The 24700-nt window shown below is 70.0% G+C and carries 15 protein-coding genes; 8 read left to right on the top strand and 7 right to left on the bottom strand.

Annotation, left to right across the window (positions count from 1 at the left end; translation table 11 throughout):
• Positions 1-72 precede the first annotated feature (72 nt).
• The 4 genes from ABZX22_RS31455 to ABZX22_RS31440 form a co-directional block, all read right to left on the bottom strand.
• Entirely contained in the window at positions 73-1242 is a 1170-nt protein-coding gene (locus ABZX22_RS31455) for a hypothetical protein (RefSeq protein ID WP_354915883.1), read from the bottom strand.
• A 617-nt stretch (positions 1243-1859) separates the two neighbouring features.
• Positions 1860-7745: a hypothetical protein gene (locus ABZX22_RS31450; RefSeq protein WP_354915880.1), complete on the bottom strand. Its 5886-nt coding sequence runs from the start codon at positions 7743-7745 to the stop codon at positions 1860-1862.
• Between the two features lie 6 nt (positions 7746-7751).
• Positions 7752-8051, bottom strand: a complete 300-nt coding sequence (locus ABZX22_RS31445; RefSeq protein WP_354915878.1) for a hypothetical protein — start codon at positions 8049-8051, stop codon at positions 7752-7754.
• Positions 8048-8431, bottom strand: a complete 384-nt coding sequence (locus ABZX22_RS31440; RefSeq protein ID WP_354915875.1) for a YbaB/EbfC family nucleoid-associated protein — start codon at positions 8429-8431, stop codon at positions 8048-8050. Before ABZX22_RS31440 ends, ABZX22_RS31445 begins: the two co-directional genes overlap by 4 nt.
• 205 nt (positions 8432-8636) lie before the next feature.
• Here ABZX22_RS31440 and ABZX22_RS31435 point away from each other — a divergent pair, with 205 nt between their 5' ends.
• Together ABZX22_RS31435 and ABZX22_RS31430 are read left to right on the top strand one after the other, a co-directional pair.
• Complete coding sequence (locus ABZX22_RS31435; protein WP_354915947.1) at positions 8637-9101, top strand: MarR family transcriptional regulator; 465 nt, start codon at positions 8637-8639, stop codon at positions 9099-9101.
• Positions 9102-9141: 40 nt separating this feature from the next.
• Positions 9142-10338 (top strand): cytochrome P450, encoded by a 1197-nt coding sequence (locus ABZX22_RS31430; protein ID WP_354915872.1) that lies wholly within the window; start codon positions 9142-9144, stop codon positions 10336-10338.
• Positions 10339-10576: 238 nt separating this feature from the next.
• Here the strand turns inward: ABZX22_RS31430 and ABZX22_RS31425 are convergent, their stop codons facing one another.
• Entirely contained in the window at positions 10577-13456 is a 2880-nt protein-coding gene (locus tag ABZX22_RS31425; protein WP_354915869.1) for a BTAD domain-containing putative transcriptional regulator, read from the bottom strand.
• Between the two features lie 237 nt (positions 13457-13693).
• Between ABZX22_RS31425 and ABZX22_RS31420 the strand changes: the two genes are divergently transcribed.
• The 3 genes from ABZX22_RS31420 to ABZX22_RS31410 are packed head-to-tail and all read left to right on the top strand — an operon-like array spanning position 13694 to position 18242.
• On the top strand, positions 13694-15505 hold the full coding sequence (locus ABZX22_RS31420; protein ID WP_354915944.1) for a BTAD domain-containing putative transcriptional regulator: 1812 nt from the start codon (positions 13694-13696) through the stop codon (positions 15503-15505).
• A 2-nt stretch (positions 15506-15507) separates the two neighbouring features.
• The gene (locus ABZX22_RS31415; protein ID WP_354915866.1) at positions 15508-16431 is read left to right on the top strand and encodes a hypothetical protein; all 924 of its coding nucleotides are present in this window, start codon (positions 15508-15510) and stop codon (positions 16429-16431) included.
• The gene (locus ABZX22_RS31410; RefSeq protein ID WP_354915864.1) at positions 16428-18242 is read left to right on the top strand and encodes a potassium transporter TrkA; all 1815 of its coding nucleotides are present in this window, start codon (positions 16428-16430) and stop codon (positions 18240-18242) included. Before ABZX22_RS31415 ends, ABZX22_RS31410 begins: the two co-directional genes overlap by 4 nt.
• Positions 18243-18291: 49 nt before the next feature.
• On the opposite strand, the gene ABZX22_RS31405 is transcribed toward ABZX22_RS31410, so the two are convergent.
• Together ABZX22_RS31405 and ABZX22_RS31400 are read right to left on the bottom strand one after the other, a co-directional pair.
• Positions 18292-19131, bottom strand: coding sequence for a DUF4344 domain-containing metallopeptidase (locus tag ABZX22_RS31405; protein ID WP_354915862.1), 840 nt, complete (start codon positions 19129-19131; stop codon positions 18292-18294).
• A gap of 78 nt (positions 19132-19209) precedes the next feature.
• Positions 19210-21885, bottom strand: a complete 2676-nt coding sequence (locus ABZX22_RS31400) for a BTAD domain-containing putative transcriptional regulator (RefSeq protein WP_354915860.1) — start codon at positions 21883-21885, stop codon at positions 19210-19212.
• A 159-nt stretch (positions 21886-22044) separates the two neighbouring features.
• On the opposite strand from ABZX22_RS31400, the gene ABZX22_RS31395 reads away from it, so the two are divergent.
• The 3 genes from ABZX22_RS31395 to ABZX22_RS31385 all read left to right on the top strand — a co-directional run bounded on the left by ABZX22_RS31395 (position 22045) and on the right by ABZX22_RS31385 (position 24658).
• The gene (locus tag ABZX22_RS31395) at positions 22045-22191 is read left to right on the top strand and encodes a hypothetical protein (protein WP_354915858.1); all 147 of its coding nucleotides are present in this window, start codon (positions 22045-22047) and stop codon (positions 22189-22191) included.
• A gap of 146 nt (positions 22192-22337) precedes the next feature.
• Entirely contained in the window at positions 22338-22508 is a 171-nt protein-coding gene (locus ABZX22_RS31390; protein WP_354915855.1) for a hypothetical protein, read from the top strand.
• On the top strand, positions 22505-24658 hold the full coding sequence (locus ABZX22_RS31385) for a peptidase domain-containing ABC transporter (protein WP_354915853.1): 2154 nt from the start codon (positions 22505-22507) through the stop codon (positions 24656-24658). The genes ABZX22_RS31390 and ABZX22_RS31385 overlap by 4 nt, the downstream gene beginning before the upstream one ends.
• Positions 24659-24700: the final 42 nt, after the last annotated feature.

Raw genomic sequence — 24700 nt, 5'->3', positions numbered from 1 at the left:
GCGCCGCTCTTTGCGCGGCATGGCGCGTGAAGAGCGGCGCGTGTGCTGCGGCGCCGTCACCGGGTGACGGGTTCAGCCTTTGTAGTCGGTGGTGTGGGTCTCGGAGCCGGTCGGCCACAGATATCTGCCGTGGTCCGCGGTCGAATAGTTGCTGTTGCCGTCTCCCGGACGGACCTGGATGAGATTGCGGCGCCAGGTGGAGCCGCGGGCCGATCCGCTCCAGAAATTGCCGTAGAGGAAGCCGTACAACTGCTCGAGTTCCGCTGAGAACACGTTGTCGGTGACGGTGATGTTCCTGGCGTTGTTGGTGACACCGATGCTGAGGGCGTATCCCCAGCCGGAGACGTAGTTGTTGGTGACCTTGATGTTCTGGTAGACGCCGTTGCCCTGCAGGGCCAGGGCGTTGGTGTTGCCCACCGAGGCCAGGGTGTTGTGGTGGACGATCATGGGACCGCCGTTGCCTTCGCTCTGCGGGCCGATGCCGTCGTGATGGTAGACGTCGCGAGCCGTGTCGGCCATGTCATGGATGTAGTTGTTCGTCCAGGTCGACGGGCGGCCGGGGAAGCCCGTCACCATTTCCATGCCCGCGTTGCCCCAGATGTCGTTGTGGTCCATGACGGCCACGGCTTCCTTCATCGTCGTGGCGAGCTGCCAGGACTTCTTGAAAGGAGTACCGGGCTTGGAGTGGGCCGACGAGACGGTGCCGTTGTTGCCCGGCGGCCTCGAGTAGGAACTCGGCTTGAACGTCGAGTACAGGAACTTGATGCCGGTGTCCGAGTAGATCTGGACGAGGTTGTCGTTGGGGTTGGTGCCCTCGAAAAGACAGCCGACGAACGTGAGATTGTCGCCGTAGATATAGATCTTCAACGCGCGGAAACGCTTGAAGGAGATGACGCTGTTGTCGGGGAACCTGAGCGTCAGCGGTTTGGTGTCGCTCATCTTCGGCGCGTGGTCGGTGAGCTTGCCGGGGTACTTGCCCAGGCCCAGGCCTCCGGCGTTGGCCGGCGTGTTGGCGTAACCGGTGTTCGAGAAGTCGGGCCAGACCCCGGAACCGTCGTTGGGCCGGGCGCCGAAGCCCGGAACCGGCTTCGCCGGCCCGCCGTTCGCGACCGAGCTCGCGGACGGCGTGGGCGTGACGGCGCTCGCGGACGGAGTCGGCGTGACGGCGCTTGCCGACGGGGAGGGCGCGACGGCGCTCGCGGGCAGAGCAGGCGCGACGGCGCTCGCCGGCAGGGCGGGCACGAGGAACGCGAGAGCGGCGACGGCGGCGAGGCCGCTGCGGGTGAACGCGCGGGCGAGCGGAGAGCGGAGGCGGTCATACGTGCCTCGGCTGGATAATCTCTTGATCTTGTACTCCGGTGCAGTCGGTTGTGAGCGTTACCAGCGGGTCGAGGCCCCTGAGCGGTCCGGGAGGACCCGCCTCCTTCAGCCCAGAGGTTCCCTCGACACCAGGAAGTGCTCCGAGGCCACCGGAGGTTACAGGTGACTTTTCCTGACCCACCCGCCGCAGGACGCAGCTCGCTCGGCGGGGTTCCACGCTCGTGGCCGGATTCTCCCGCCCTCGTCCGCTCCATCCTCGGCAACCAGCGGCGATGATCCCGGAACACTACACCAACAAGATCGTTGACACCATGTACAACGATCTGTGACGTCACCAATACCAGGTCGAGGGCGGCCCCGGCGGTCCACCGGATCGCGCGAGGCCACCGGATCGCGCAGGGCCACCGGATCGCGCGGGGCCACCGGATCGCGCGGGCCACCGGGACGCGTAGGGCCACCGGGACGGCCTTGCCGGTGTTCCGGGGCGTGGCCTCGTTCCCGAGGGTTCGCCGGCGCCGTACCCCGGACCGGCCCTAGGCTCAGCGCCTGATCACCCCGGGATGTGCGGCGTCGAACTCGGCGAGCCCCTCAGGGGTGAGCCTCAGGTAGAGGCCGCCGGGAACGTCCACCACCAGAGGCTTGCCCTTGCCATAGACCACGACGGAGACGTCCAACGCGAGGTAGGTGTTCTCGTGCTGCTTCTCCAGGAAGTTGCGTTCGACGATGTTGGCGTTCCGCGAGGCGGCTTCGTCCGCCGTCTTCACGCTGCCGCCGATGCCGCCGAAGCCCAGAGTCCCGTCGCCGGTCGATCCGGCGGACCCGCCACCTCGGACCGACTGGCCCCGGCCCTGCTCCTGGCCGTGCCCGCTCGTGCTCATGGTCTGCTCGTAGACGCGTTGCTTGACCATCGCGCTGGCGACCTCATGGGCCCCGGTGACGTCGATCCCCACCTTGCCGATCCCGGGGATCTCGTACTCATGCGCGAGCAACTGCTCGAGATGGGCGCGCATGGTCCTTTCCTTGGTGGCCTCGGCGACGGACATGCCGGCCGGGCGAGAGAGTTCGTATCCGTTGGGCCGGTCGGCCAGCGAGGGCACCTCCGCCCGGAGCTTCGGCGGTACCGCGGCCATCGGTGCCCATTCCTCCACCAGGCCGGCGGCCGGGAACGCGACCTGGCTGACGTCTCCCTTGGGGACGCCCTTCCCGAGCGTGCTGGACATGCTGTTGGGCCCTGCCGTCTCCGCCCATCGCGGGTCCGCGGCGACGACCGGCGTGTGCGCCGTGACCGGGGTTCCCTGCGGCACCTCCGTGGTGAGGTGCCCCGGCACCAGGACGCCGAGTTCGCCGCTCACGACCGCCCTGGACGTCGAGGTGACCCCGACATGCCGGTCGAAGAACCTCCCGGCTCCGTCGTGTCCGGTCACCTCGCCCACCTTGAGCAGCACCTTGCGGGCAGCGCCCTGCACGGGTTCCAGGACAGGGCGGACCGGGACGCGCTCGAGCGTGATCTCGTACGCGACCGGATGCCTGAACTCGTGCGGAGCTTCGCGCGTTTGGTAACGGTTGATCGCTTTCCCGATCGTTCCGTGCGCGTCCACGGTGTGGGAGTCGCGGTAGTTCGCGTACCCCGCTTCGGCTCCCCTGACGTCGTCCGAAGACTCCAGGTAGCGCCCGAGCAGCTCCGTGCCGTGGTCCGAGCCCCTTTCGTGCACCTTCAGGTCGCCGCTGAGGCGCTCGCTGCGGAGCATGAGGGCGGTGTCGGAACGCTCACCGACGTGTACGCCCTCGCCGGGCTGGGCCTTGACCCGGATGCCCACGCGTTCGGTGACCCGGCCGTGTTCGTCGGTGACGAACAGCCAGGAGGACACTCCGTTCCCGCGGAGTTCCCCCAGTCTCGTGCTGAGCGCGTCCTGGCCGTAGAGGCCACGCAGGTGCTCGGCCACGGGGTGGTTCGTGAACTCCTGGTCAGGAAAGATGAGCTTTTCGTCGCGGAGCATCTCGAAGATCTTCGGGAGTACGGCCTGCGCATCGAGATGCTGAACGGAGGCGGCGCTCATCGCCGCCTCGGACGCGGCGTAGGCGCGGGTCGTGTCCCCCGCCTGCTGGGCGGGCTCCACGGGCTCCACGGGCTTCGGACCTTCCAGTCCGTTACGGCGTGCCACCTCGTCCGGAAGGACGAGGTCCATGATGTCCTTCACCCGGACGTACGTGGTCGGGCCCCGTTCGACCGTCGCCCCTTCGGTCTTGGTCGGTGTCACCTCCACGACCAGGTCCCCGCGGTACCAGTGCGAGGTGCTCCCGTCCGAGTAGGTGACCCGGGCCACGTCGCTGCCGCCCAGGTAGGAGCTTTCCTGGGTCATCCGCTTCGCGGTGCCGTGCACGCCCGCTCGCGCGACGACCTTGCGCTCGGTTCCGCCGCCTTCCTCGCTTCCTCGCGCGTGACCTGCCTGCTCGCCGTCGCCGCCGAGTGTGGCGCGCAGACCGGTCCGGGCGTGCCCGCCCAGGGACTGTCTGCTGCGCTCGCCGTCCGTCGCCTTCGAGTTGCTGTTCGAGTAGCTTTCGTGCTCCACCCCGGTCTCCGACTTGACGTGCTTCATGTCGGCCACGTGGACCTTCACATGCACGTCGTGCCGCGTCCCCCCGCGATCGGACACGGTGTAGTACAGGCCGTCGGGGTGAGAGGTGACCATGGTTTCCAGCTTGATCACATCAGTCGCGGTCTCGAACGCATGCGGTACGTCCAGACGCTCCGCGGGCACCGGCAGTCCCGCCCATCTGGCGTAAGCCTCGGCCAGCGCCCTGGGCAGGTCAGGCATGGCGCCCAGACGGACGATGGCGGACAGTTCGCCCTCACGAGGCCGCCACACGTCGCCGGGCGGCTCCGTCGACGACTCGATGCGTCCCACATGCGCGACGTCCTGCGCGAGCACGGGCGACTTCGGCAGGTGGACATTCGGTACGAGGACCTCCGCCTTGCTTCCGTGCACCTCCCACCTGGTGTTCGTCGCCTCTGTGCCGTTTCGCGAGATCCTCATCCTGACGTCGAAGGAGAGATCCCGGGTAATGGTGATGCCGCCCTTGGTCTCCGTGCGGTCGTACCTCGTGTGACCGGCCAAGAAGGCGGTGCCCTCCGTCTTCGTGCCGCTGCCGGTGAGAGCCAGGTTCACCGGGTCGATCTTGAGCCCGTCGTTCACCTCGAGGCGCGCGACACCACGCACCTCCCCACGGCCTGAGACAGAGGTCTCCCGCTGGCTGGTGTTGGTCTGCGACGTGATCCTGCGCTCGTTCACCGTCATTTCGGTCGAGCTGACCTCGTGCCGCCGGCCGAGAGCGCCCTCGGCCGCGATCTCGAAGGTGTAGCCGCCGATCGTCTTCTCGTACCTGATGCCGTGCAGAGCATGCGTCAGGTCGGCTTCCAGGGCCGGGCCGCCGAAGCGGCTGTCGATGTCCCTCATGATCTGCCGTCTGATCTCCGGCGGGAGGCCGGGCAGTGCCTGGTCGACGGCCTGGCTGATCTCCGTGCTGAGGAGCGTGTCGGAGTGGACGCGGACGCCGCTGCCCAGTCCTGTTCCCCGCCCGGCCGCGAGCGTCTCCGGCTCCAGCACGTGAGGGTCGTAGCCGCCGTTCGGATGCTCGCCGCTGGGCGGGTATTCGGCGAGCGGCTGGCTCCGCACGTACTCCGCGCGTACGTCGTCCATCTCCCGGTGGAGATCGGCGAGTTTCCGCCGGATGTCGTTGAATTCCCCCGGCGGCTGGAGATCGTGCCCGAAGACGTCCTGCTCCATCCGGGGCGCGTCGCGGGCCGGTACGACCAGTTCGGCCTTCACCTCGACCTCGAACGTGCCCATCCGCTCGGTCTCGACCTGCAGCAGCATGTGGGCGTCGTACATCGTGACGTCGTCGATCCTGGTCAGGACGGTGTGGTTGCCGTGCGCCCGGTTGCCGGACGTCACATGGTCCGTGCCGAAGCCGAACCCGCCGATGGCCCGTGCGACGACCTCCACGTTCTCTCCCAGGGTCACGCCGAGCTTGCCACCCGCGTGGACATTGACGCTCGTGCCCTGCCGATGTGACGTCCCCTCGCTCTCGCGCCGCCCCATGTCGTCCCGGAACATCGTCTCGATCGGTGGCCGCGCGCTTCCGTCGACGGGCTCGATCCGCGTGATCCGGCCGGTGACCTTGACGGATTCCTCCGCTGATCCCAGCGCGGAACTCTTGTACCGGACCGCCTCGGAGGCGGTCCCGCTCGACAGCATCGACTGGCTGCGGTTCTTCATTCCCTGCTCGCTGAGCACGGTGGACGTGAGGTGCTCAACGATCTTGACCACCTCGCCCGCGGGCACGCCTGCCGACAACGCCCGACGTTGCACCTCCAGCACCAGAGGCGTGACGTCCATCCCGGTGATGGCGATTCCGTGATCGCGGAACTTGTGCTCGGCTCCGACCGGGACCTCGTGGCGGGGCAGCGACGGGGGGTGGTCGGCGGACAGCAGCGGCCCTTCCCGGGTGAACTGCTGGGGGAAGGGGAGGGTCAGGGACAGGTCGGGGACCGCCGCGGTTTCCGTGACCCTTTCACCGTTGCGGTAGACGTCAAGGGCGATGTCCGCGGCGAAGTAGTCGTGCGTCGGGGAAACGGCCTTGTGACCGCTGATGACCTCGATGCCGTTCGTGTGGGTCGTGCGCGACGTACTGCTGACGCCGATACGGGGCAGGGCGCTCGCCTCGGCCTCGTCCGGCGAGTGGTACAGCCCTCGCATCAGACCCGCGCTCCGGTCCAGCGACGAGGCGCGCGAGGACTTGCCTTCCACCCCGTCCCCGCCGAACGCGACCGGCTTCTCGGGCGCCAGGCTCGGGTGCTCCACGTGCGTGAGCTCGCTCGGCTTCAGCTTGAGGTAGATCACGGTGTCTTTGACGCTGAGCGCGACGCCTCTTTGGAGATGGTCGGTCCAGGTGTCGCGGTTGCTGTCGGAAAGCGCCTCCTCGAGCCATTCGCGGATCGCGCGCCGTTCCCGCGGGGTGACACCCGTGATGCCGTCGGTCAGCGCCCGAGCCGCCGTCGTCACGTTCTCCGGGACCTTGACGTCGTGGACGGCCGTTTCGCCCAAGGCGCCGATCTCGACGGTGCGCGGCGGATGGATCACGGGCTTGACCGACGTGTCAAGCTGCTTCCAGGTCGGCGAACCATCAGGCCGCGGCATCGGCCCACCCGCGGGCTGCCCGGCGTTCACCGCCGCCGACCGCGACCCGTCGACCCGCCACGCCGGCGAACCGTCAGGCCGGAACGGCGCGGAGGCGTACGTCACCGGCTGCGGCGTCTCCGTGCCGGAAGCCGGCCGGGACGCCTGCGGGACCAGCATGTCGGGGCTGTTCCAGGCAGGCGACTTGATGGCCTCCTGGTTATGTCTCATCGCCGCCAGCGTCGTTTCGGCGCTGGGCTCGGGCCCGCGCTCGGGGACGGCGTCCGGGCGGGACGGAGGACGTTCGGACGAAGAGGTCGGGTGGGGCGAAGGCGAACCGTCGGCACCATGGAGCAGGGCCGTGGCCCCGTGCTGCCCGTCCGCCCCGAGCGCGCTGGACATGATGCCCTTGGCCAGCATGTCCCAGCTGAAGTCCCCTTGGACCGCCAAGGTTCCCGCGGTCGTGATCCCGCCGGCCACGGCATACTGCGCGGCCTGCCCGTACAACGACGACGTGGCCGCGGCCAGCAGCTTCTCGGCCATGGTCATCTCGGCCCTGGTCAGGCCGGCCCGCAGGGCCGAGTTGGCCAGCCCGTTCAGCCCGACGGAGAGCAGCCCCATGAGCCCGCCCATGGCACCACCGGTCAGTGCCGAGGTCCCCAGCTGCCGCCAGTCGACCTCGTCCCTGCGGCCCTTCGCCATCTGCAGGATCTGGAGGCCCAGGTCCATGCCGGCGACGATCCCGGCGAACAGCAGGATGTTGCGCCGGCACTGCTTGGCGATCTGCCTGACCGTCAGCCGGGCAAGCTGGACACGTACCGGGATGAGCGCCAGACTCGCCCCGCCACTGGCCAGGGCCGCGCCCAGCAGATACACCAGCTGGGCGACCAGCAGCCAGACGGTGACCTCGATCATGTACTTGGTGTACTGGATCTGCACGCCCACGCCGTTGAGCGCGACAGCGGTCTCCACGAGCCGCTTGACCACAGCGGCGACCTGACCGCCGGCGACCCGGTCGACATGGGCGGCGAAGGCGAGATGGGCCTCCCCGTCCCAGTCGGCGCCGATCTTGGTCGCGCTTCCCGGCTGGTCGGCCCCCGTGCCCTCGACGAGCCGGTGCGCGGCCTTCACGCAGGCGTCGGCCAACCGGAAGCAGCCGGACTCGTCGCCTTCCGGCCAGTCCATGCCGACCACCCAGCCGACGTACGGCTTGGCGAAGTCGGGCACGAGGAACCCGTCGAACCCCATGGACGATCAGCCGCGCTCGACCGGGGGATGCTCCGCCCCCTCGTAGTTGCGAGCGGTGGTGTTCAGGCGTGAGGCGACACGCTCGAGCTCGTCGATGTGCGCCTTCAGGGCGTCGAAGATGCCTCCTTCCATTTCGGGCATCTTCTTGGCCAGTTCGGCGCCGTACATGTCGTCGCCGAGCGTGTTCCTGTCCCGGTCGAAGGCGGCGCGGAGCTCGGCACGCACCTCCTCCGCGTTGTGCGCGAGCTCGTCGTAGACCCTGGCCTGTCGGTGCAGCGACTCCCACCACACGGAGAAGCCGGTCATGGGGCCGGCTCCACGGGCCTGGGGAAGAACGCGTCGAGCACGGCTCGCTCTCCGAAGACCTCCTCGTACGGCACGCTCTCCGGCATCAGGGGCTCCAGGAGCTCCTTGCTCTGCTCGGAGACCGCGGCGGTGGCCTTGTCGACCTCGTGCATGATCGCGTCGGCCAGCTGCGAGGGGGACAGGGTGCGGTACACCCTGGGGTTCAGCTCGAGGTCGAGCATCTGACCGTGGCGGCCGACGGTCACGCTCACCAGCCCGTCGGCTGAACGGGCCGTGTGCTCCAGATCGGAAAGCTCTCCGTACGCTTCGCGAATGCGGGCCATCTGCTGATTGATCTCGCCCGCGAGCTCCCCGATCTCCGCCTCGAACGCATCCGCCACAGAGGTACCTTCCGTACGTCCACTGCCAAATCGCATCTTAAGTTACTTTTCCCCCAAGATCCCGATGACTCACACCGTTTGCCCCGCTGTTAACGAAGTTGTCACTGAGCACACATGAAGTCGCAACCAACCACCGTCGTCCGGCGGCACCGCGACGTACACTTCATGAAGTACGTGCTTGACGACAATCGCGGAGTTGGCGCCAGTGGAGCCTCCGGAGATCGAGTTCGTCAATCGGATGGGGCTGGACATGGAGCGTCTGGGCGGGACGCGCACGATGGGCCGCTTGTACGCGTGGCTCATGATCTGTGATCCGCCCGACCGGTCCCTCACCGACCTGGCAGCGGAGCTCGGCGTGAGCAAGACAGCGGTCAGCACGGTCGCCAGGCAACTGGAGGCGGGCGGGATGATCGAGCGCGTGCCCACGGCCTCCCGCGAGCACCGCTACCAGATGACCGTCGGCGGGTGGACACAGGTCATGCGGGTCCAGCTCGCCGGCGTCCGGATGAGCCTGGACACGCTGGACTTCGGGCTGTCGGTCCTCGGCGGCGAGGACCTGCCCGAACGGCGCGCCCGGATGGCGGAAACCCGGGAGTTCTTCGCCTTCGTCCTGCGGGACGCCGACGGGATGCTCCAGCGCTGGGAGGAACACCGCGAGAAGTCGTCCTGACGTACATCTCGGCAGAGAGATCCTCAACCAAGGAGAGGCGATGGCCGACTTCGTCGAGCGGTACGACATCCCGAAGCAACACTTCTGGCTGCACGGGCCCCGATCGGGCCCGCCCGTCGAGTTCGACGCCCAGGCCGGGATGTGGAACGTCTACGGTTACCCGGAGACGCAGGAGGTCCTCGGCGACCCCGCGACCTTCTCCTCCGACACGATGCGCGTGGTCCCCAAGGGCATGATGCCGGACGAGGACTTCTCGCTGGAGGGCTTCATCACCCAGATCGACCCGCCGGAGCACGGCAAGCTGCGCAAGCTGGTCAGCAGCGCGTTCACCCGCAAGGTCGTCGCGGATCTCGAGCCGCGGATCGCCGCGATCACCCACGAACTGCTCGACGCGGCGCGGGAGCGCGAGCGGTTCGAGCTGGTGCGCGATCTGGCCTATCCGCTGCCGGTCATCGTCATCGCCGAGCTGCTGGGGGTGCCCAGCAGTGATCGTGCCCTGTTCAAGCGGTGGGCGGACGCGCTGTTCCAACGTGACGCCAAGGTCTCCCTCAACCAGTCCGCCGAAGAACGGAACGCCGCCTTCGAAGCCACGATGAAGCCGTGGCGGGAGATGAGCGCCTATCTCGCCGGCCACGCCGCCGAACGCCGCCGGCAGCCGCGCGCCGACCTGCTCACCAGGCTGGTCGCGGCCGAGGTGGACGGCGAGCGCCTGCCCGACGGGCAGGTGGTCAACTTCGCGATCGTGCTCCTGCTGGCCGGGCACATCACCACGACGATGCTGCTCGGCAACACGGTGTTGTGCCTGGACGCCTTCCCCGCCCAGCAGGACAGGGTACGCGCCGACCGCGCCTCGATCCCGGCCGTCATCGAGGAGTCGCTGCGGCTCCTCACCCCGTTCGCCGCCCTCGGCCGTGCCACGACGCGCGAGATCGAGCTCGGCGGCGTGGTGATACCAGCCGATCAGATGGTCATGTGCTGGCTCGCGGCGGCCAACCGGGATCCCCGGCAGTTCCCCGACCCCGAGGCGTTCGATCCCGATCGCGACCCGAACCCGCATCTCGCCTTCGGCCGCGGCATCCACTTCTGCCTGGGCGCGCCCCTGGCCCGGTTGGAGGGGCGGGTCGCGCTGGACATCCTGCTCGACCGGTTCGATCCCCTGCGCACCGATCCGGAGGACCCGGTGCAGTTCATCCCCGCGCCGACCATGACGGGGGTGCGCCGCCTTCCGCTCCTGTAGGAGCGCGGGCGGACACGGAGCCGCCCGCTCCAGGTCGTCTCGCCGAGGAAGCGGCCCTGCTGCCTGAGGTCGAGGGTGGGCTCACGCCGGCGGGACACGTGGTGAGGCGCCGGCCGTTGGAGGGTGGGGAAGTCCGCCTCGACCGCGCCCGCGCGGCCCGACCCGGTCTGCGCGGAGCTGAAGAAGTTCCAGGAAGGTGTCGACCAGGAGGGCGCACCCCGTGCCGGGCGGGGGCCGGCTACGCCTCCTCCGGCAGGGCGTCCAGGAGCTGTCCGGTGTCGTACGCGTCGGTGACGCCCAGCCGGTCGAAGATCGCGATGGCGCCGGTCAGCGCGGCCTTGGCACGCCCGTGCCGGCCGAGCGTGGACAGGGCCCGGCCGATCTCCGTCAGCGCCTCGGCCATGCCCCGCTCGTTCGGGTAGGTCGCCAGCCCCGCCAGGCCCGCCTCGGCGTACGCCAGCGCCTCTTCCGGCTGGTGGAGGTGGGTCTTCACGCGCGCGATCGCGATCTGGGCGGTCGCTGTCCAGAACAGGTAGCCCAGCGCGGTGGCGAGGCTCAGCGCGGACTCCAGATGCTCCAGCGCCTCCTCGTACTCACCGGCCCTGGCCAGCACGAAGCCGAGAAGGTAAGGCGTGATCGGCTCGACCTTGCCGTCGCCGATCTCGATCTGGAGGTCGAAGCCCCGCCGTGCCGCGGCCAGGGCGTCCTCCCTCCGGCCCATCGCCGACCAGGTCGTGCCCATGCGGCCGAGCAGCGCGGCCTCGAGACGGCGGTCCCCCGCCGCGCGCGCCAGTGTCATGCCGCGCTCGAAGTACTCCGCGGCACGGGCGCTGTCCCGCCGGAAACCGGCCTGGTAGCCCAGCAGGGCCCATCCGTGGGCCTGCACGCCCAGGTCTCCTGCGTCCTCGGCGAGCGTCACGGCGAGCCGCCCGTGCCCGTCGGCGTCCAGGCCGGTGGCCGACCGCGAGCCGTCCATGTGTTCCAGGCCCTGCATGAGGTGGATGTAGCCCTCCGCCGCGCGGTCTCCCCTGCTCGTCGCCGCGGCGAGCAACTGGTCGAGGCGCTCGACGTACGGCCGGCCGAGGGTGCGGAGCTCCCCCAGCGCGTTCATCAGCCGGGCCAGCCCGTACAGGTCGCTGCCGGGCAGGTCGGTGACCTGGCTCACGCAGTTCAGCAGGATGTCGCAGCCGGTGTCCAGCCATGCGCCGACGTCCGCCAGATCCGCGAAAGCGATCGTCTCCCCCGCCTGCTGTTCGAGCCGGTCGGCGAGCGGGTTTCCGGGGGAGCCGAGCCGGAGGGCGCCTGCCATGCAGGCTTCGAAGTAGCGGTGGAGCCGGACGAGGGCCGCCCGCCGGGCGTCGTCCTCCTCTTCTTCCTCCAGCCGGGCCCGAGCGAAGAACTTCAGCAGGTCATGCTGCCGGTAGCGGCCCATCGCGGGTGACTGCAGGAGACTGAGGTCGACCAGTTCCTCGCCCAGCCGCTCGGCCTCGGGTTCGGCCAGGTCCAGCAGGCGCGCGGCCATCCCGGTGGTGAGCTCGGCCGCGTCGGGAACGGCCAGCAGCCGGAACGCGCGCGCCAGCTCAGGGCGGAGCTGTTCGTAACCGAGGGAGAAGCTCACCTCCACAGCCAGGTTGCCGACCTGGAGTTCGGCCAGCCGCCTGCGCTCGTCGGCCAGGCGGGCGCACAATTGGGCGATCGACCACATGGGCCGGGTCACCAGGCGGGCGGCGGCGATCCGGATCGCCAGCGGCAGGAACCCGCAGGCGGTCACCAGCTCCAGCGCGGACTCCGGCTCCGCCGCCGCCCGTTCCTGTCCGAGGATCGTCCCGAGCAGCCGGATCGACTCGTCGGCGCTGAGCACCTCCAACCCCACCTGGAACGCTCCATCGAGGCCGATCGGCTTGGCATGGCTGGTCGCCAGCACCGCGCAGCCGGCCGATCCCGGCAGCAACGGGGTCATCTGGGCCACGTCGCGGGCGTTGTCCAGCACGACCAGCATGCGGCGGCCGGCGAGCAGGGACCGGTAGAGCGCGGCGCGTTCGGCGAGCCCGTCCGGGAGGTCGCCCTGGCCCAGCGACCGCACGAACCCGGCCAGCGCGGTCGCCGGAGGTACCGGATCCGGGCCGGCCCCCTGCAGATCCACGAAGAGCTGGCCGTCAGGGAAGAGGTCCTTCACGGCGTGCGCCACGTGGAGCGCCAGCGTGGTCTTCCCCACCCCGCCCTGGCCGGACACCGCCCAGATCAGCAGCGTCCGCACGTCGCCCGAGCGCAGCGATCCGACCATCTTCGCCACCTCGGCGTCCCGGCCGGTGAAGTCGGCCACGTCCAGCGGCAGCTGGCGGGGTACCGGCAAGGTCACCGCCGCGGGCTCGGCGGCCACCCTGCCCACGTGGAGCGTCGGGTCGCCGGTGATGATCCGCTGGTAGAGGCAGGCCAGCTCCGGCGAGGGATCCACCCCGAACTCCTCGGCCAGCAGCCGCCGCGTGTCGGTGAAGAGCCCGATCGCCTCCGCCTGCCGTCCGGACCGGTACAGCGCCAGCATCAGGAGCCTGCACACCCGCTCCCGTGCCGGGTGCGCGGTCATCAGCGACGTCAGCTCCGCCACCGACTCGTGGTGCCGCCCCAGCGCCAGGTCGCACTCCGCGCGCGCCTCCAGCGCCGACAACCGCATCTCGACGAGACGGGAGCGCTGCCGCCGGGCCCACGCCCCCGGCAACCCCGCCAGCGGCTCGCCGCGCCACAACCGCACCGCCCGCTCCAGCAGGTCCCTGGCCTCGGCCGGCGGCGCGTCTCGCGCGCGTGACACCAGCGCCACGAACTCCCGCACGTCCAGCCTGGCCGTGGAACTGTAGCCGCTCCGCAACGAGCGGATCGCGCCGTCGCCCAGCACTCCCCGCAGGCGTGACACGTAGTTGCGCACCGTACTCGCGGCCGTCGGCGGCGGGGCTTCGGCCCACAGGACGTTCACCAGCTGCTGGACGCTCAGCATCCGCCCCTCGGCCAGCAGCAGGGCCGCCAGCGTCAACCGCTGCTGCGGCGATCCCAGGTCGAGCTCCGTGTCCGCCCGCCAGCCACGCACCGGGCCGAGAAGCTCGAAGCGCGTCTCCGTGAGTGGCATGTGGTTCACCGGCGGACGGCATCGTGCTCGGGAACGATGTCGCCGCCTGCGGGACGGCGGCGGGAGGCGACGCGTGATCCAGGGAAGCTGATGTCGATCTGCATGGCGTCAACCTGGTGCGGCCGCCTAATGAAAGCGTTGACGAATCGTATACAGGACGTAGATCGGGTTCCCTGAAAGTGATGCCGCATGTTTGTACATGGGGGGTCAATGATGAGGTTCGGCGTCTTGGGGACGGTGGAAGTCCACCGTGACGAGGGGCAACTCGACCTGGGCTCGCCGAGCAGCAGGGCGGTACTCGCGCGACTGCTGCTCTCGCGGGGCCGGGTGGTGCCACTGGACAGGCTGATCGAGGATCTGTGGGAAGCGGAGCCGCCACGCCAGGCGCTGGCCTCGCTGCGGACGTTCGTCTGCCGGCTGCGGCGGGTGCTGGAGCCGGCGGACAAGCCCACGGTGCTGCTGACCGAGCCGCGCGGCTACCGGCTCGACGCCTCGGCGGACCAGTTCGACGCGGACGTCTTCGAGAGGCTGGTGAGGCAGGCCGATCCGCAGCGTGATCCGGCGGCCGCGCTCGAGCTGCTGGATCCGGCACTGGAGCTGTGGCGCGGGCCGGCCTACGCGGAGTTCGCCCACTCGACGTGGGCCCAGGTGGAGATCGCCAGACTGGAGGAGCTGAAACTGGCGGCGGTCGAGCGGCGGCTGGCGACGCTGCTGGCGCTGGGACGGCACGCGCAGGCCATCCCGGACCTGGAGGCGTTCACGCGAACCCATCCGATGCGGGAGGAGGGGTGGCGGCTGCTCGCTCTGGCGCTGTACCGCTCCGCCCGCCAGGGCGACGCGCTGTCCGTGCTGCGCCGCGCACGCGGGCACCTGGCGGAGGAGCTGGGCCTGGATCCCGGCCCTGCGCTGCGGCAGATGGAGGCCGACATCCTCGCCCAGGTGCCCGGCCTGGGCGCGCCACCGCTCCCGCCGGTCCGTGAACAGGCCGCGCCGGTCCGTGAACCGGCCGCGCCGGTGCGGATCCGCTGCCTCGGCCGCGACCATCTGCTGGACTCCGCCAGCGACGTGCTGGGCGCGGCCGAATCGGGTGACGGCGGTGCGCTGTTGGTGGCGGGCGAGCCGGGCACCGGCCGGACCCAGCTGCTGCGGAGTGTCGAGGCGTTGGCACGGCTGCGCGGCCTGCAGGTCGCCTGGGCGACGGCGTGCCCTCTGGAGAGCGGCTACGCCTTCGGCATCGCCCGGCAGCTGTTCGAGCCGATGCTGGCGGCACTGCCCGAGGAGGAACGCGCGCGGGTGCTGGAGGGAGTGACGCTCCCGGCCGCCGACGTGATCTGGCGCAACAGGCGCGGGGGCGATCTCGCGGAGGTGCTGCACGGGCTCTATTGGGTGACCGTACGGCTGGCGCGGCGAACCCCGCTGCTCATCGTGCTCGACGACGTGCAGTGGTGCGATCCGGAGTCGCTGCGATGGTTCGCCTACACGCTGCGGCGGCTGCACGGCGTACCGGTGGCGTTGGTCGTCTCCCGCGCGGCCGGCGTGCCCTCGGACTGGCCGGACACGCTCGAGACGACGTGCTCGATGATGCCGTCGGTACGCCTGGGCGCGTTGCCTCAGGAGGCGGCGAGCGCGCTGGTCACGGAGCAGACGGGCGCCGAACCCGACCCGGCGTTCGTCTCCCGCTGCATCGCGGAGACCAGAGGGAACGCCTTCCTGCTCGCCGAGCACGTCAGGACGCTGGACCGCGGCGAGCGTCCGGAGACGATCGCCCGATGGGTGTCCGGCCTGCTGCGGGCGGCCGGCCCGGGGGCCGCCGAGCTCGCACGGGCCGTCGCCGTCCTGGGCGAGCAGGCCACGCCGGACGCCGTGGCCGGGATGGCCGAGCTGAGCTGCGCCCGGTTCCCGGCCGTGCTGTCCGTCCTGGTGCAGATGGGCCTGCTGCAAGACGGCTCGCCGCTGCGCTTCGTGCACCCGGTGGTCCAGCGGACCGTCCTCGACGAGGCGCTTATCGCTTCGCAATGTGCCATCTATATCGGCCGAACACCCTTCTAACCATGCACACCCAGACATACAACCCTGTCGAGCAGGTCGCTCCGCCCCAGGATCTTCCGCAGCCGGATCGCGGCAGCATCCTGGCCGTCTTCGAGAAAATCGGGTCGGTGGCCGTGCCGATCGCGGTGGCCCTGTACGCGATGCTCTACCTGGGCCTCCAGCAGGTCTACGCGATCTTCGGCATCACGCCCGAGCAGGCCGGCCTGGACCAGGCCACCGTCTTCGCCAGGCTCGTCGGCACCCTGGTGGAGATCTTCCTCTACCTGCTCCCCGTCGTCGGCGTCATCGTCACGCTCTTCTGGCTGGTCAACCTCCTGACCAAGGGCGCGGCCGGGCGGGCGCTCACCTGGGTCCGCGAGAAGTCATGGGTCGCCGCGACCATCGCGGCGCTGCTCTCGGCGGTCGGCTACTGGGCCTTCCTGACGACCACCAACGGCGTGTCCGAAGAGCTGGACATCGACTACGGCTCCGCCGTCCTGCCGGCGATCGCCATCGCCTTCCTCGGCCTGCTCGCGCCGTACCGGATCATGCGCCAGCGCGGGTCCACCCGGGCCGGCATGAAGGTCATCACGGGTGCGCTCGTCGGCGTCGGCCTCGGCTTCCTCCTCGTCATCCAGATGGTGATGGGAGCGGTGGACATCTACGTCAACGGCAACGGCAACGGCTTCCTCGACATGGTCGGGTTCAAGAACCAGTGGGCCACCGTCCATGACGGCGACGGCAAGCCGGTCGTCAAGGACGACGATCGCGTGCTGATCCTGGGCGAGAAGGAGGGTGCCTACGTCTACTACAACTGCGGTGACCAGGTCACCTACCGCCGCCCGGTCGAGGCGACCGTCCTCGGCGAGTTCGAGATCGACCCTGATTTCACCAACGGCGGTACCGAGGAGCCCACGGCCTGCGGGTACCTGACGGAGCAGCAGTGACCAGGGAGCGCCTGCGCTACTGGTTCGACTCCACCATGTCGAAGGGCACCCCTGCCCTCATCGGCTGGCTGGCGGTGGCCTCGGCGCTGCTCGTCGCCGTCGTCACCCTGGCCGCCTGGCCGTTCGCCGACGGGCTGAGCCTGTGGCGGGTGGCCTGGATGGGCCTGCTGCGGACGCTCGATCCGGGCACCATGGGAGGCGACGACGGCAACTGGTTCTTCGTCTTCATGATGCTCGTGGTCACGCTCGGCGGCATCTTCATCGTCAGCGCCCTGGTCGGCGTGCTCAGCGCCGGCCTGGACACCAAGCTCGACGAGCTGCGCAAGGGGCGCTCCCGCGTGGTCGAGCGGGAGCACACCGTCGTCCTCGGCTGGTCGGAGGAGATCTTCGCGGTCGTGTCCGAGCTGGTCAAGGCCAAGAAGAGCGAGCGCAGGCCGGTCATCGCCGTCCTGGCCGACCGCGACAAGGTCGAGATGGAGGAGGAGCTCCGTGCCCGGCTGGGCGAGATCGGCAGAACCCGCCTGGTGGTCAGGTCCGGCGATCCGGCCGAGCCGTCCGCGCTGGCCCTGGTCAGCCCGGACGCGGCGCACTCGATCCTGATCCTCTCGTCGGACGACGCCGAGCTCGTCAAGACGCTCCTGGCGCTGGGCAGCAGGCGGCGGACGGCATCGGGTCCGTCGGTCGTCGCCGCCGTCACCGACAGCGGCAACCTCACGGCCGCCCGCATCGCCGCCGGCCCCCACGCCGAAGTGGTGGACTCGCAGAACCTCGCCGCACGGCTGGTCGTCCAGTCCTGCCGGCAGTCCGGCCTGTCGGCGGTTTACACCGAGCTGCTGGACTTCGACGGGGACGAGATCTACATGTGGACCGAGCGGATGCTCGTGGGCCGGATGTACGGCGAGGCGCTGTTCGCCTTCGACACCGCCACGGTCGTCGGGCTGCGGCTGGGCGGCGGCCGGGTGGTCCTCAACCCGCGCAGCGACACCGTCATCGGCGAGGGCGACCAGCTCATCCTCATCGCCGCCGACGATTCGGAGATCCGGCCGGCCACCGCGCCGCCCGCCGTCCTGCCGAACACCATCGGGCTACCACCGGTCCCCCGGGCGGAACCGGCCAGGACGCTGATCCTGGGGGACAACCGCCGCCGACGGCGCATCCTGCGGGAGCTCGGGCATCACCTGCTGCCCGGTTCGGAGATCCACCTGGTCGGCCCGGTCGCCGAGGACGTCCCGCTGCCGAGAGACGTCCTCGTCACGGCGAAGCAGGGAGACATCACCGACCGCGCCACCCTCGAAGCGCTCAATCCCGGGATCTACGACCAGGTGATCGTGCTGTCGTGTGACGCGTACGAGCCCCAGAAGGCCGACGCCCGCACGATGGTGACGTTGCTGCACCTGCGTGACATGGACACGGGGGCGGCGATCGTCAGCGAGATGAACGACGAGCGGAACCGGCTGCTGGCCCAGGTCGCCGAGGCCGACGATTTCGTGGTGGGCGGTCGGCTGGTCAGCATGCTGCTCGCCCAGCTGGCCGAGAACAGGCACCTCGGCCAGGTCTTCGACGCGCTGCTGGCGCACGACGGGCCGGACATCTACCTCGAGCCGGCGGAGAACTACATCACGCTCGGCGCGTCCTCGACTTTCGCGACCGTGATCGAGGCGGCCCGCCGGCGCGGCGAGACGGCACTCGGGTACCGGCTGTCGTCGGACAGCGGCACAGCGCCCCGTTACGGCGTGCGGCTCAACCCGCCCAAGTCCGAGCACCTGGCGTTCCGGCCCGGCGACCAGGTCGTCGTGGTGGCCGACAGGTGACAACCTGACGAGGCCGTCCCTGATGATCAGGGACGGCCTCGTCAGGTTGTCATGAGGCCTTCAGATGCGGCTCCAGGAGCTTCGCCCAGGCGGCGCTGACCTTCTCCCACTCCTGCGGGCAGCGCTCCGCCCTGGCCGCCGGCAGGAAGGAGTCGTCCGCCTCGCCCACCAGATCGGCGAACTTCTCGGGGTCGGAGCCGTAGACGAGGCAGGCGTAGTTGTAGCCCCGCTGCTCGTCCATGGAGTGCTCGTCGTAGAACGGCAGGGAGTCGCGGTCGGTGTCGGCCGCGGCGATGAAGTACGACTGGGCGGCCTGCAGCGCGAAGTTCTCCCCCTCCTCGCCGGCCTGGATCATGAAGATCGCGGACAGCTGGTCGACGGCGTCGTCCTCCTTGCCGACCGTGGGAAGGTCGAAGATGCTGATGACGGCGTGGCCGAGCTCGTGGAAGAGCGTGTCCATCAGGACACCGGCGATGTAGTCCTCCTTCTCCTGGTCGGTGCTGAAGTTCTCCTGGGCCTTGGCGACAGCGTCGGTGAGCAGCTCGTAACAGATGGTGATCTTCTTCTCGTCGGGGCTCCAGAAGGCGTTGGCCTGCTTGCATTCCTCGGCCGCGAGGGTGTAGTCGCCTTCCGGCAGCTTCAGCACGTCATTGAACAGGTCGGCCGCCTCCTCCAGCATTTTCTCGTCCTTGAAATTCTTGGCCATCGCCTGGTTCACCTCGTCCTCGGCATCCGCCACGACAACGGAGAACGCGCCTTTCGCTCCGCTGTGGCTGTCGGACGCCGCGGGGCTCTTCTGCCGGGCGGCCGTCGGCTCGGCGCCGCACGCCGTGAGCATCGTCCCGGCCAGGCACGCCGCGACGGCGATTTCTCTGATCTTCAGGGTCATGCGGGAAACCCTGCCGGTCAGGCATTGACAGTCAGTAGACACCGGCCATGGGCCGGTGCCCGGCGACGCACCAGGTCGTCAACGGCCGTCGGGGCCGGGATCCAGGAGAGCCGAGTCGGCGATCTCCTGGGACAGCGCGCGGGCCTCCTCCTCGTACTTCCGCGCCAGATCGGGGTGGCCGGCCTGGCGGTACGCGGCGGCGAGCCTGGAGGCGTTCTCCAGCGCCATCTGCATCAGGCCCTGCTTGCGGTACGCGGCCAGAGCCTCGGCGTAGCAGGGGATCGCTTCCTCGTATCGCCCCAGGGCGGTGAGCACGACGCCTTTGATCGAGATCTCGAAGGCCGCGACGCCCACCGAGGCCGCCAGCGCGATGGCGGCCTCGGTATGGGCGAGGGCTTCTTCCGCCTGCCCGATACGGAGAAGGATCTGGGAGAGGTACGTCAGCGTCCTGGCTTCCACGCGCGGGTCGCCGGACCGGCGGGCCGTCGCCACGGCGCGCCGTGCCACGCGGACCGCTTCCGGCCAGTCCTGCCGCGTGGCGATGGTGAGGGCGAGCAGCGTGCCGCTCTCGGCGAGGAGGATCCCGTCGGCCGCCTGCCCGACCGCTTCGCGCAGGAGCGGCTCGGCGTCGGCTCTGCGCCCCATCGAGTACAGCACGCTCGCCAGTACGCACGCGGCGCCGGCTCCGGTCTCGCGGTCTCCCCGGTCCTTGGCCGCCTGGCGGAGCCGTTCCGCCGCGCCGCTGAACTCGCGGTGGTGGACGACCCGGTCCACCCGTTCCTCCAGCAGGCGCAGGAGGCGGACCGCCAGATGGATGTCGGCGGCCTGCCCGAGCAGCGGCCAGATGCCCGCCAGCTCGGTCTCCAGCCAGGCGGAGGCCTCCTCCTCGCCGGAGAAGCTCAGGCCGGGCCGGGGGCTCGAGCCGGACCAGGATCGCCCGAGCCCCCATGCCGTGCAGGCGTTCTGCAGGGTGGCCAGCAGGTGACCGGCCAGCCGGTCGACCGCTTCCTCCCGCTCGGGATCGGGTTGCCGGCGGGCGTACACCTTGAGCAGGTCGTGGTAGCGGTAGCGGCCAGGAACGGGCGACTCCAGCAGGCTGAGGTCGACGAGCGACTCCAGGAGATGCTCGCTCTCGTCCTCGTCCAGGTCGAGCAGGTCCGCCGCCGCGGCCAGCGGCAGATCGTCGCAGTCCGGCGCGGCCGCCAGCCGGAAGGCCCGTGCCTGCGCGGGGGTGAGCTGGCGGTAGGACATCTCGAAGGTGCTCTGGACATCCAGTTCTCCGGCGCGGAGCGCGTCAAGCCGGCCGCGCTCGTCGAGGAGTTCGGCGAGCATGGACTCGACGGTCCTGAGGCTGCTGAGCGCCAGCCGGGCGCCCACCACGCGGATGGCCAGCGGCAGATGCGCGCACAGGGCCACCAGCCGTTCGGCCGCGGCCCGCTCGGCCGCCACCCGCTCATGACCGACGATCCGGGAGAGCAGATCGACGGCCTCCCCGGGCGTGAGCGTGGCCAGATCGACCCCGTGGGCGCCACCCAGGCCCGGCAGCTTGGGCCGGCTGGTGACCAGCACCGCGCAACCGGGACTGCCGGGGATCAGCGGGGTCACCTGAGCGGCGGCCCGGGCGTTGTCCAGCACCAGGAGCATCCGCCGGTCGGACAGCAGCGAGCGGAACAACGCGGAACGCTCCTGCACGCCCTCGGGAATCCGCTCGTCGCCCACGCCCAGGGCGTGCAGGAACGACGCCAGCACCGAGGAGGGGTCCAGCGGAGCCGGATCCGCGCCCCGCAGATCCACGTACAGCTGCCCGTCGGGGTAGTCCTGCCGCAGAGCGTGGGCCAGGCGCACGGCAAGCGTGGTCTTGCCCACCCCACCGATCCCGGAGACGGCGACCACCGGGGGCGCCTGCCTTCCGGTTGCCCGCAACGCGCCGAGGAGGCTGTACGTCTGCGCCGCGCGGCCGGTGAAGTCAGGGATGTCGGGCGGTAGCCGGCAGGGAACAGGCGGGGCCGGTCGCCGCTCACCGGCATGGCGATGGGAAGCGGCCAGGGCCGGGTCACCCGAGATGATCTGCTGGTAACGGGCGGCGAGGTCCGTCGAAGGGGCGACGCCGAGCTCGCGGGCCAGGAACCGCGTGGTGTCGGTGTAGACGCCGATGGCCTCGCTCTGGCGGCCGGAGCGGTACAGGGCGAGCATCAGTTGCCCCACCAGGCGTTCCCTGGCCGGGTGGGCGCGGGTCAGCTCCGTCAGTTCGGCCACGAGGTACTGATGGCGGCCGAGCGTCAGATCAGCCTCGATCCTGGCCTCGAGAGCGGACAGCCGCAGCTCGGCGAAGCGGGCCCGCTGTCCTTCGGCCCACGCGCCGGGCAGTCCGGCCAGCGCCTCCCCGTGCCAGAGTCGCAGCGCGCTCGCGAGCGTGTCGCCGGCCTCGGCCGGTGGGGCCTGCCGAGCCTGCCGGACCAACGTGGTGAAGTCGGAGGCGTCCAGGGAGGCGGAGCAGCCATACGCTCCGCCGACCGACCGGATGGCTCCCTCACCCAGCACGGCCCGCAGGCGGGACAGGTACGTGCGCACGGTGGCCGCCCCGGTCCGCGGCGGTTCGTCCGCCCACACGATGTCCACGAGCTGGTCGACGGTCAAGGATCGGCCCTCGGCCAGCAGCAGGGCCGCCAGGGTCAACCGCTGCTGCGGGGAGCCGAGCTGGAGTTCCTCCTCGCCCCGCCAGCCACGAACCGGCCCAAGCACCTCGAAACGCACAGATCACATCGTAGGTTGCGGCATACGACGAGTCCGGCAACTCCGGCAGGGCGGGGATAAATGCCGGGACAGATCGCGGCAATGGGACCGGTTATCGCCTGTCAATGCCGCCCTGTGAGGCTCCAGCTCGTCCGTTGAGAACACGCTCAAGGAGAACTGATGAGCAACGAGATCGAGTTGACCGACGCCGAACTCGCGTCCGTCGTCGGCGGTGTGTGGCCGGATCTGGACTTCAGCCTGCCGGACTACATCGAGATCGGCCACGGCAGGGGCTGCCTCTGCCCGGGCCGGCCGAACCTGTACTAGCGGTTCGGGCCTGTCCGAGGGGACCCGGGCCCGCGTCTGAGGGGCTCGGATCAGTGTTGAGAGGCTCGCGCCCCGTTTGACGGCAAGGGCTGGAAAGAGCGCCGCCGGGACAACCCGGCGGCGCTCGTCATGTGAGGAGTCAGTTGATGCGGCAGGTGTACCGCAAGGAAGCGCTACGACATCACCGGCGAGCGCAAGCTCAGGTTCCTTCGTCCAGCGAGATTCCCCGGGGGTGGATCGGCACCCTGTGGGCGGTGGTCGCCGCGCTGATCCTCGCCCTGGTCGTCATGAGCCTGCGGGTGGCGGGGAAGCTGTGAGGAAGGTTCGGCTGGTCCAGCAGAGCACGGCGGTGGACTGCGCGGCCGCCTGCCTGGCCATGGTCCTCAACCACCACGGCCACGGGGTGTCGCTGCGCGACGTGCGGGACAGGACGGGGGTCGGGAGGGACGGCCTGTCGGCGCGTGACATCATGCGCGCCGCCCGAGGATACGGGCTCAAGACGCGGGCCTTCTCGCTGGAACCGCAGGCGATGGCCGGCAAGCCACTTCCGGCCATCGCGCACTGGCGGTTCGAGCACTTCGTGGTGGTGGAAGCGTGGACCCCCCGCCAGGTGACCATCGTGGACCCGGCGGCAGGAAGGATGACGCTCAGCAGGAGGGAGTTCGCCAGGGACTTCACCGGCGTGCTGCTGACCTTCGAACCGGGACCCGGTTTCACCCGGCAGCCCCGGGCTCGCGGGTGGTGGCACTCGCCGGTGGTGCGCGCCGCCGTACGCGACAAGAAGGCGCTGTTCGCGCAGATCATCGCCGCGTCGGCGCTGCTGCAGGTGATGGGGTTGCTGCTTCCCGCGGCCTCCGGCGTGATCACCGATCGGGTGCTGCCGGGAGGCGATGAGGGGTTGCTGGCGTTTCTCGGGATCATGCTCGCGGTCGGGGTGCTCACCCACCTGGCGGTGGGGCAGCTGAGGACGCTGCTGCTGGCGATGTTGCGCACACGCGTCGACGGGGAGATGACCGAAGGGATCGTCGCCCATCTGATGGCGCTGCCGTACCGGTTCTTCGCCCTCCGGGGAGCGGGGGACCTGGTGACGCGGACCGCCAGCCTGGCCCAGGTACGTGCCCTGCTCAGCGGGCAGATCGTCGCGGCGATGCTGGACGGGCCGATGGCCGCCGGCTATCTCGTCCTCCTGCTGGCCATCGAGCCGAGCTTCGGACTCGGCCTGATCATGATCGCGGGCCTGGAGATCCTCGCGCTGTTGCTCACCCAGCGCAGGGTCGGCGAGCTCATCACCCGCGAGCAGATCGCCCAGGCCGACGCGCAGACCAAGCTGATCGAGTCCATCAAGGGCATGGAGAACCTCAAGGCGGCGGGCGCCGAGCAGCGCGCGTTGAGCCGCTGGCGGGAAGCGTTCGGTCGTCAGCTGGCCGCCGCGCAGCTCGGCGGGCTGACAGCGGGCTCGGTCACCTCGGCGACGGCGACCGTGCGGTTCGCGGCCCCGGCCGCGTTCTTCTGGATGGGGGCCTGGCAGGTCCTGTCCGGGGACCTGAGCCTGGGACAGGTCCTGGCGCTGAACGCGATCGCCGTGGCGGCGCTCACCCCGCTGGGGTCGCTGATGGGCAGCCTGCACCAGCTCCAGACCGTGGGTGCGCACGTGGAGCGGCTCGACGACATCGCCGCCACCCCGCGCGAGACGTTTCCCGTCCAGGCGGAACGGCCGTCGGCCGTGGGCTTCATCCGGCTGCGCGACGTCAGCTTCCGCTACGACCAGCGGTCCCCGTGGATCCTGCGCAACATCTACCTGAGCATCAGCCCCGGAGAGAAGATCGCCCTGGTCGGCAGCTCCGGATCGGGCAAGAGCACGCTCGCCCGGCTGCTGCTGGGCCTCTACCAGCCGGACGAAGGCGAGATCTTCTACAACGGGCAGCCCGCCTCCCAGATCGACATCAGGCACCTGCGCACCCGTTTCGGCATCGTCAACCAGGAGCCCGTCCTGTTCAGCGGATCCATCAGGGAGAACATCTGCCTCAACGACCCTGACGCCTCCTACGAGCGCATGGTGCGAGCGGCCCGGCTGGCCCACATCCACGACACCATCGACGCCATGCCGATGAAGTACGAGACCATGCTCACCGACGGCGGGCTGATCTCCGGAGGCCAGCGCCAGCGCATCGCCCTTGCCCGCGCCCTGCTCACCGAGCCTGCGGTGCTGCTGCTGGACGAGGCGACCAGCCATCTGGACACCAGGACCGAGGCCATCATCGAGCACAACCTGAGCCACCTGCCGATCACCCGCATCGTGATCGCCCACCGGCTGAGCACGGTACGGGACGCCGCGCGGATCTTCGTCATCGACAAGGGCAGCGTCGCGGAGGTCGGCGACCACGACCATCTCATGAGCCGGAGAGGCCGATACGCGGCGCTGGTCGGCCATGACGCCTCCGCTGCGATCACCCGCGACCAGTCCTGACGGGTGGATTCCGCAGGTCCTCGCGGCCGGCGCCCGCGCCCC

This window comes from Nonomuraea sp. NPDC003804 (genome assembly GCF_040610675.1).
GTDB lineage: Bacteria > Actinomycetota > Actinomycetes > Streptosporangiales > Streptosporangiaceae > Nonomuraea.
The sequence above is the reverse complement of the archived record's forward strand: the minus strand, read 5'-3'. Positions and strand labels throughout refer to the sequence as shown.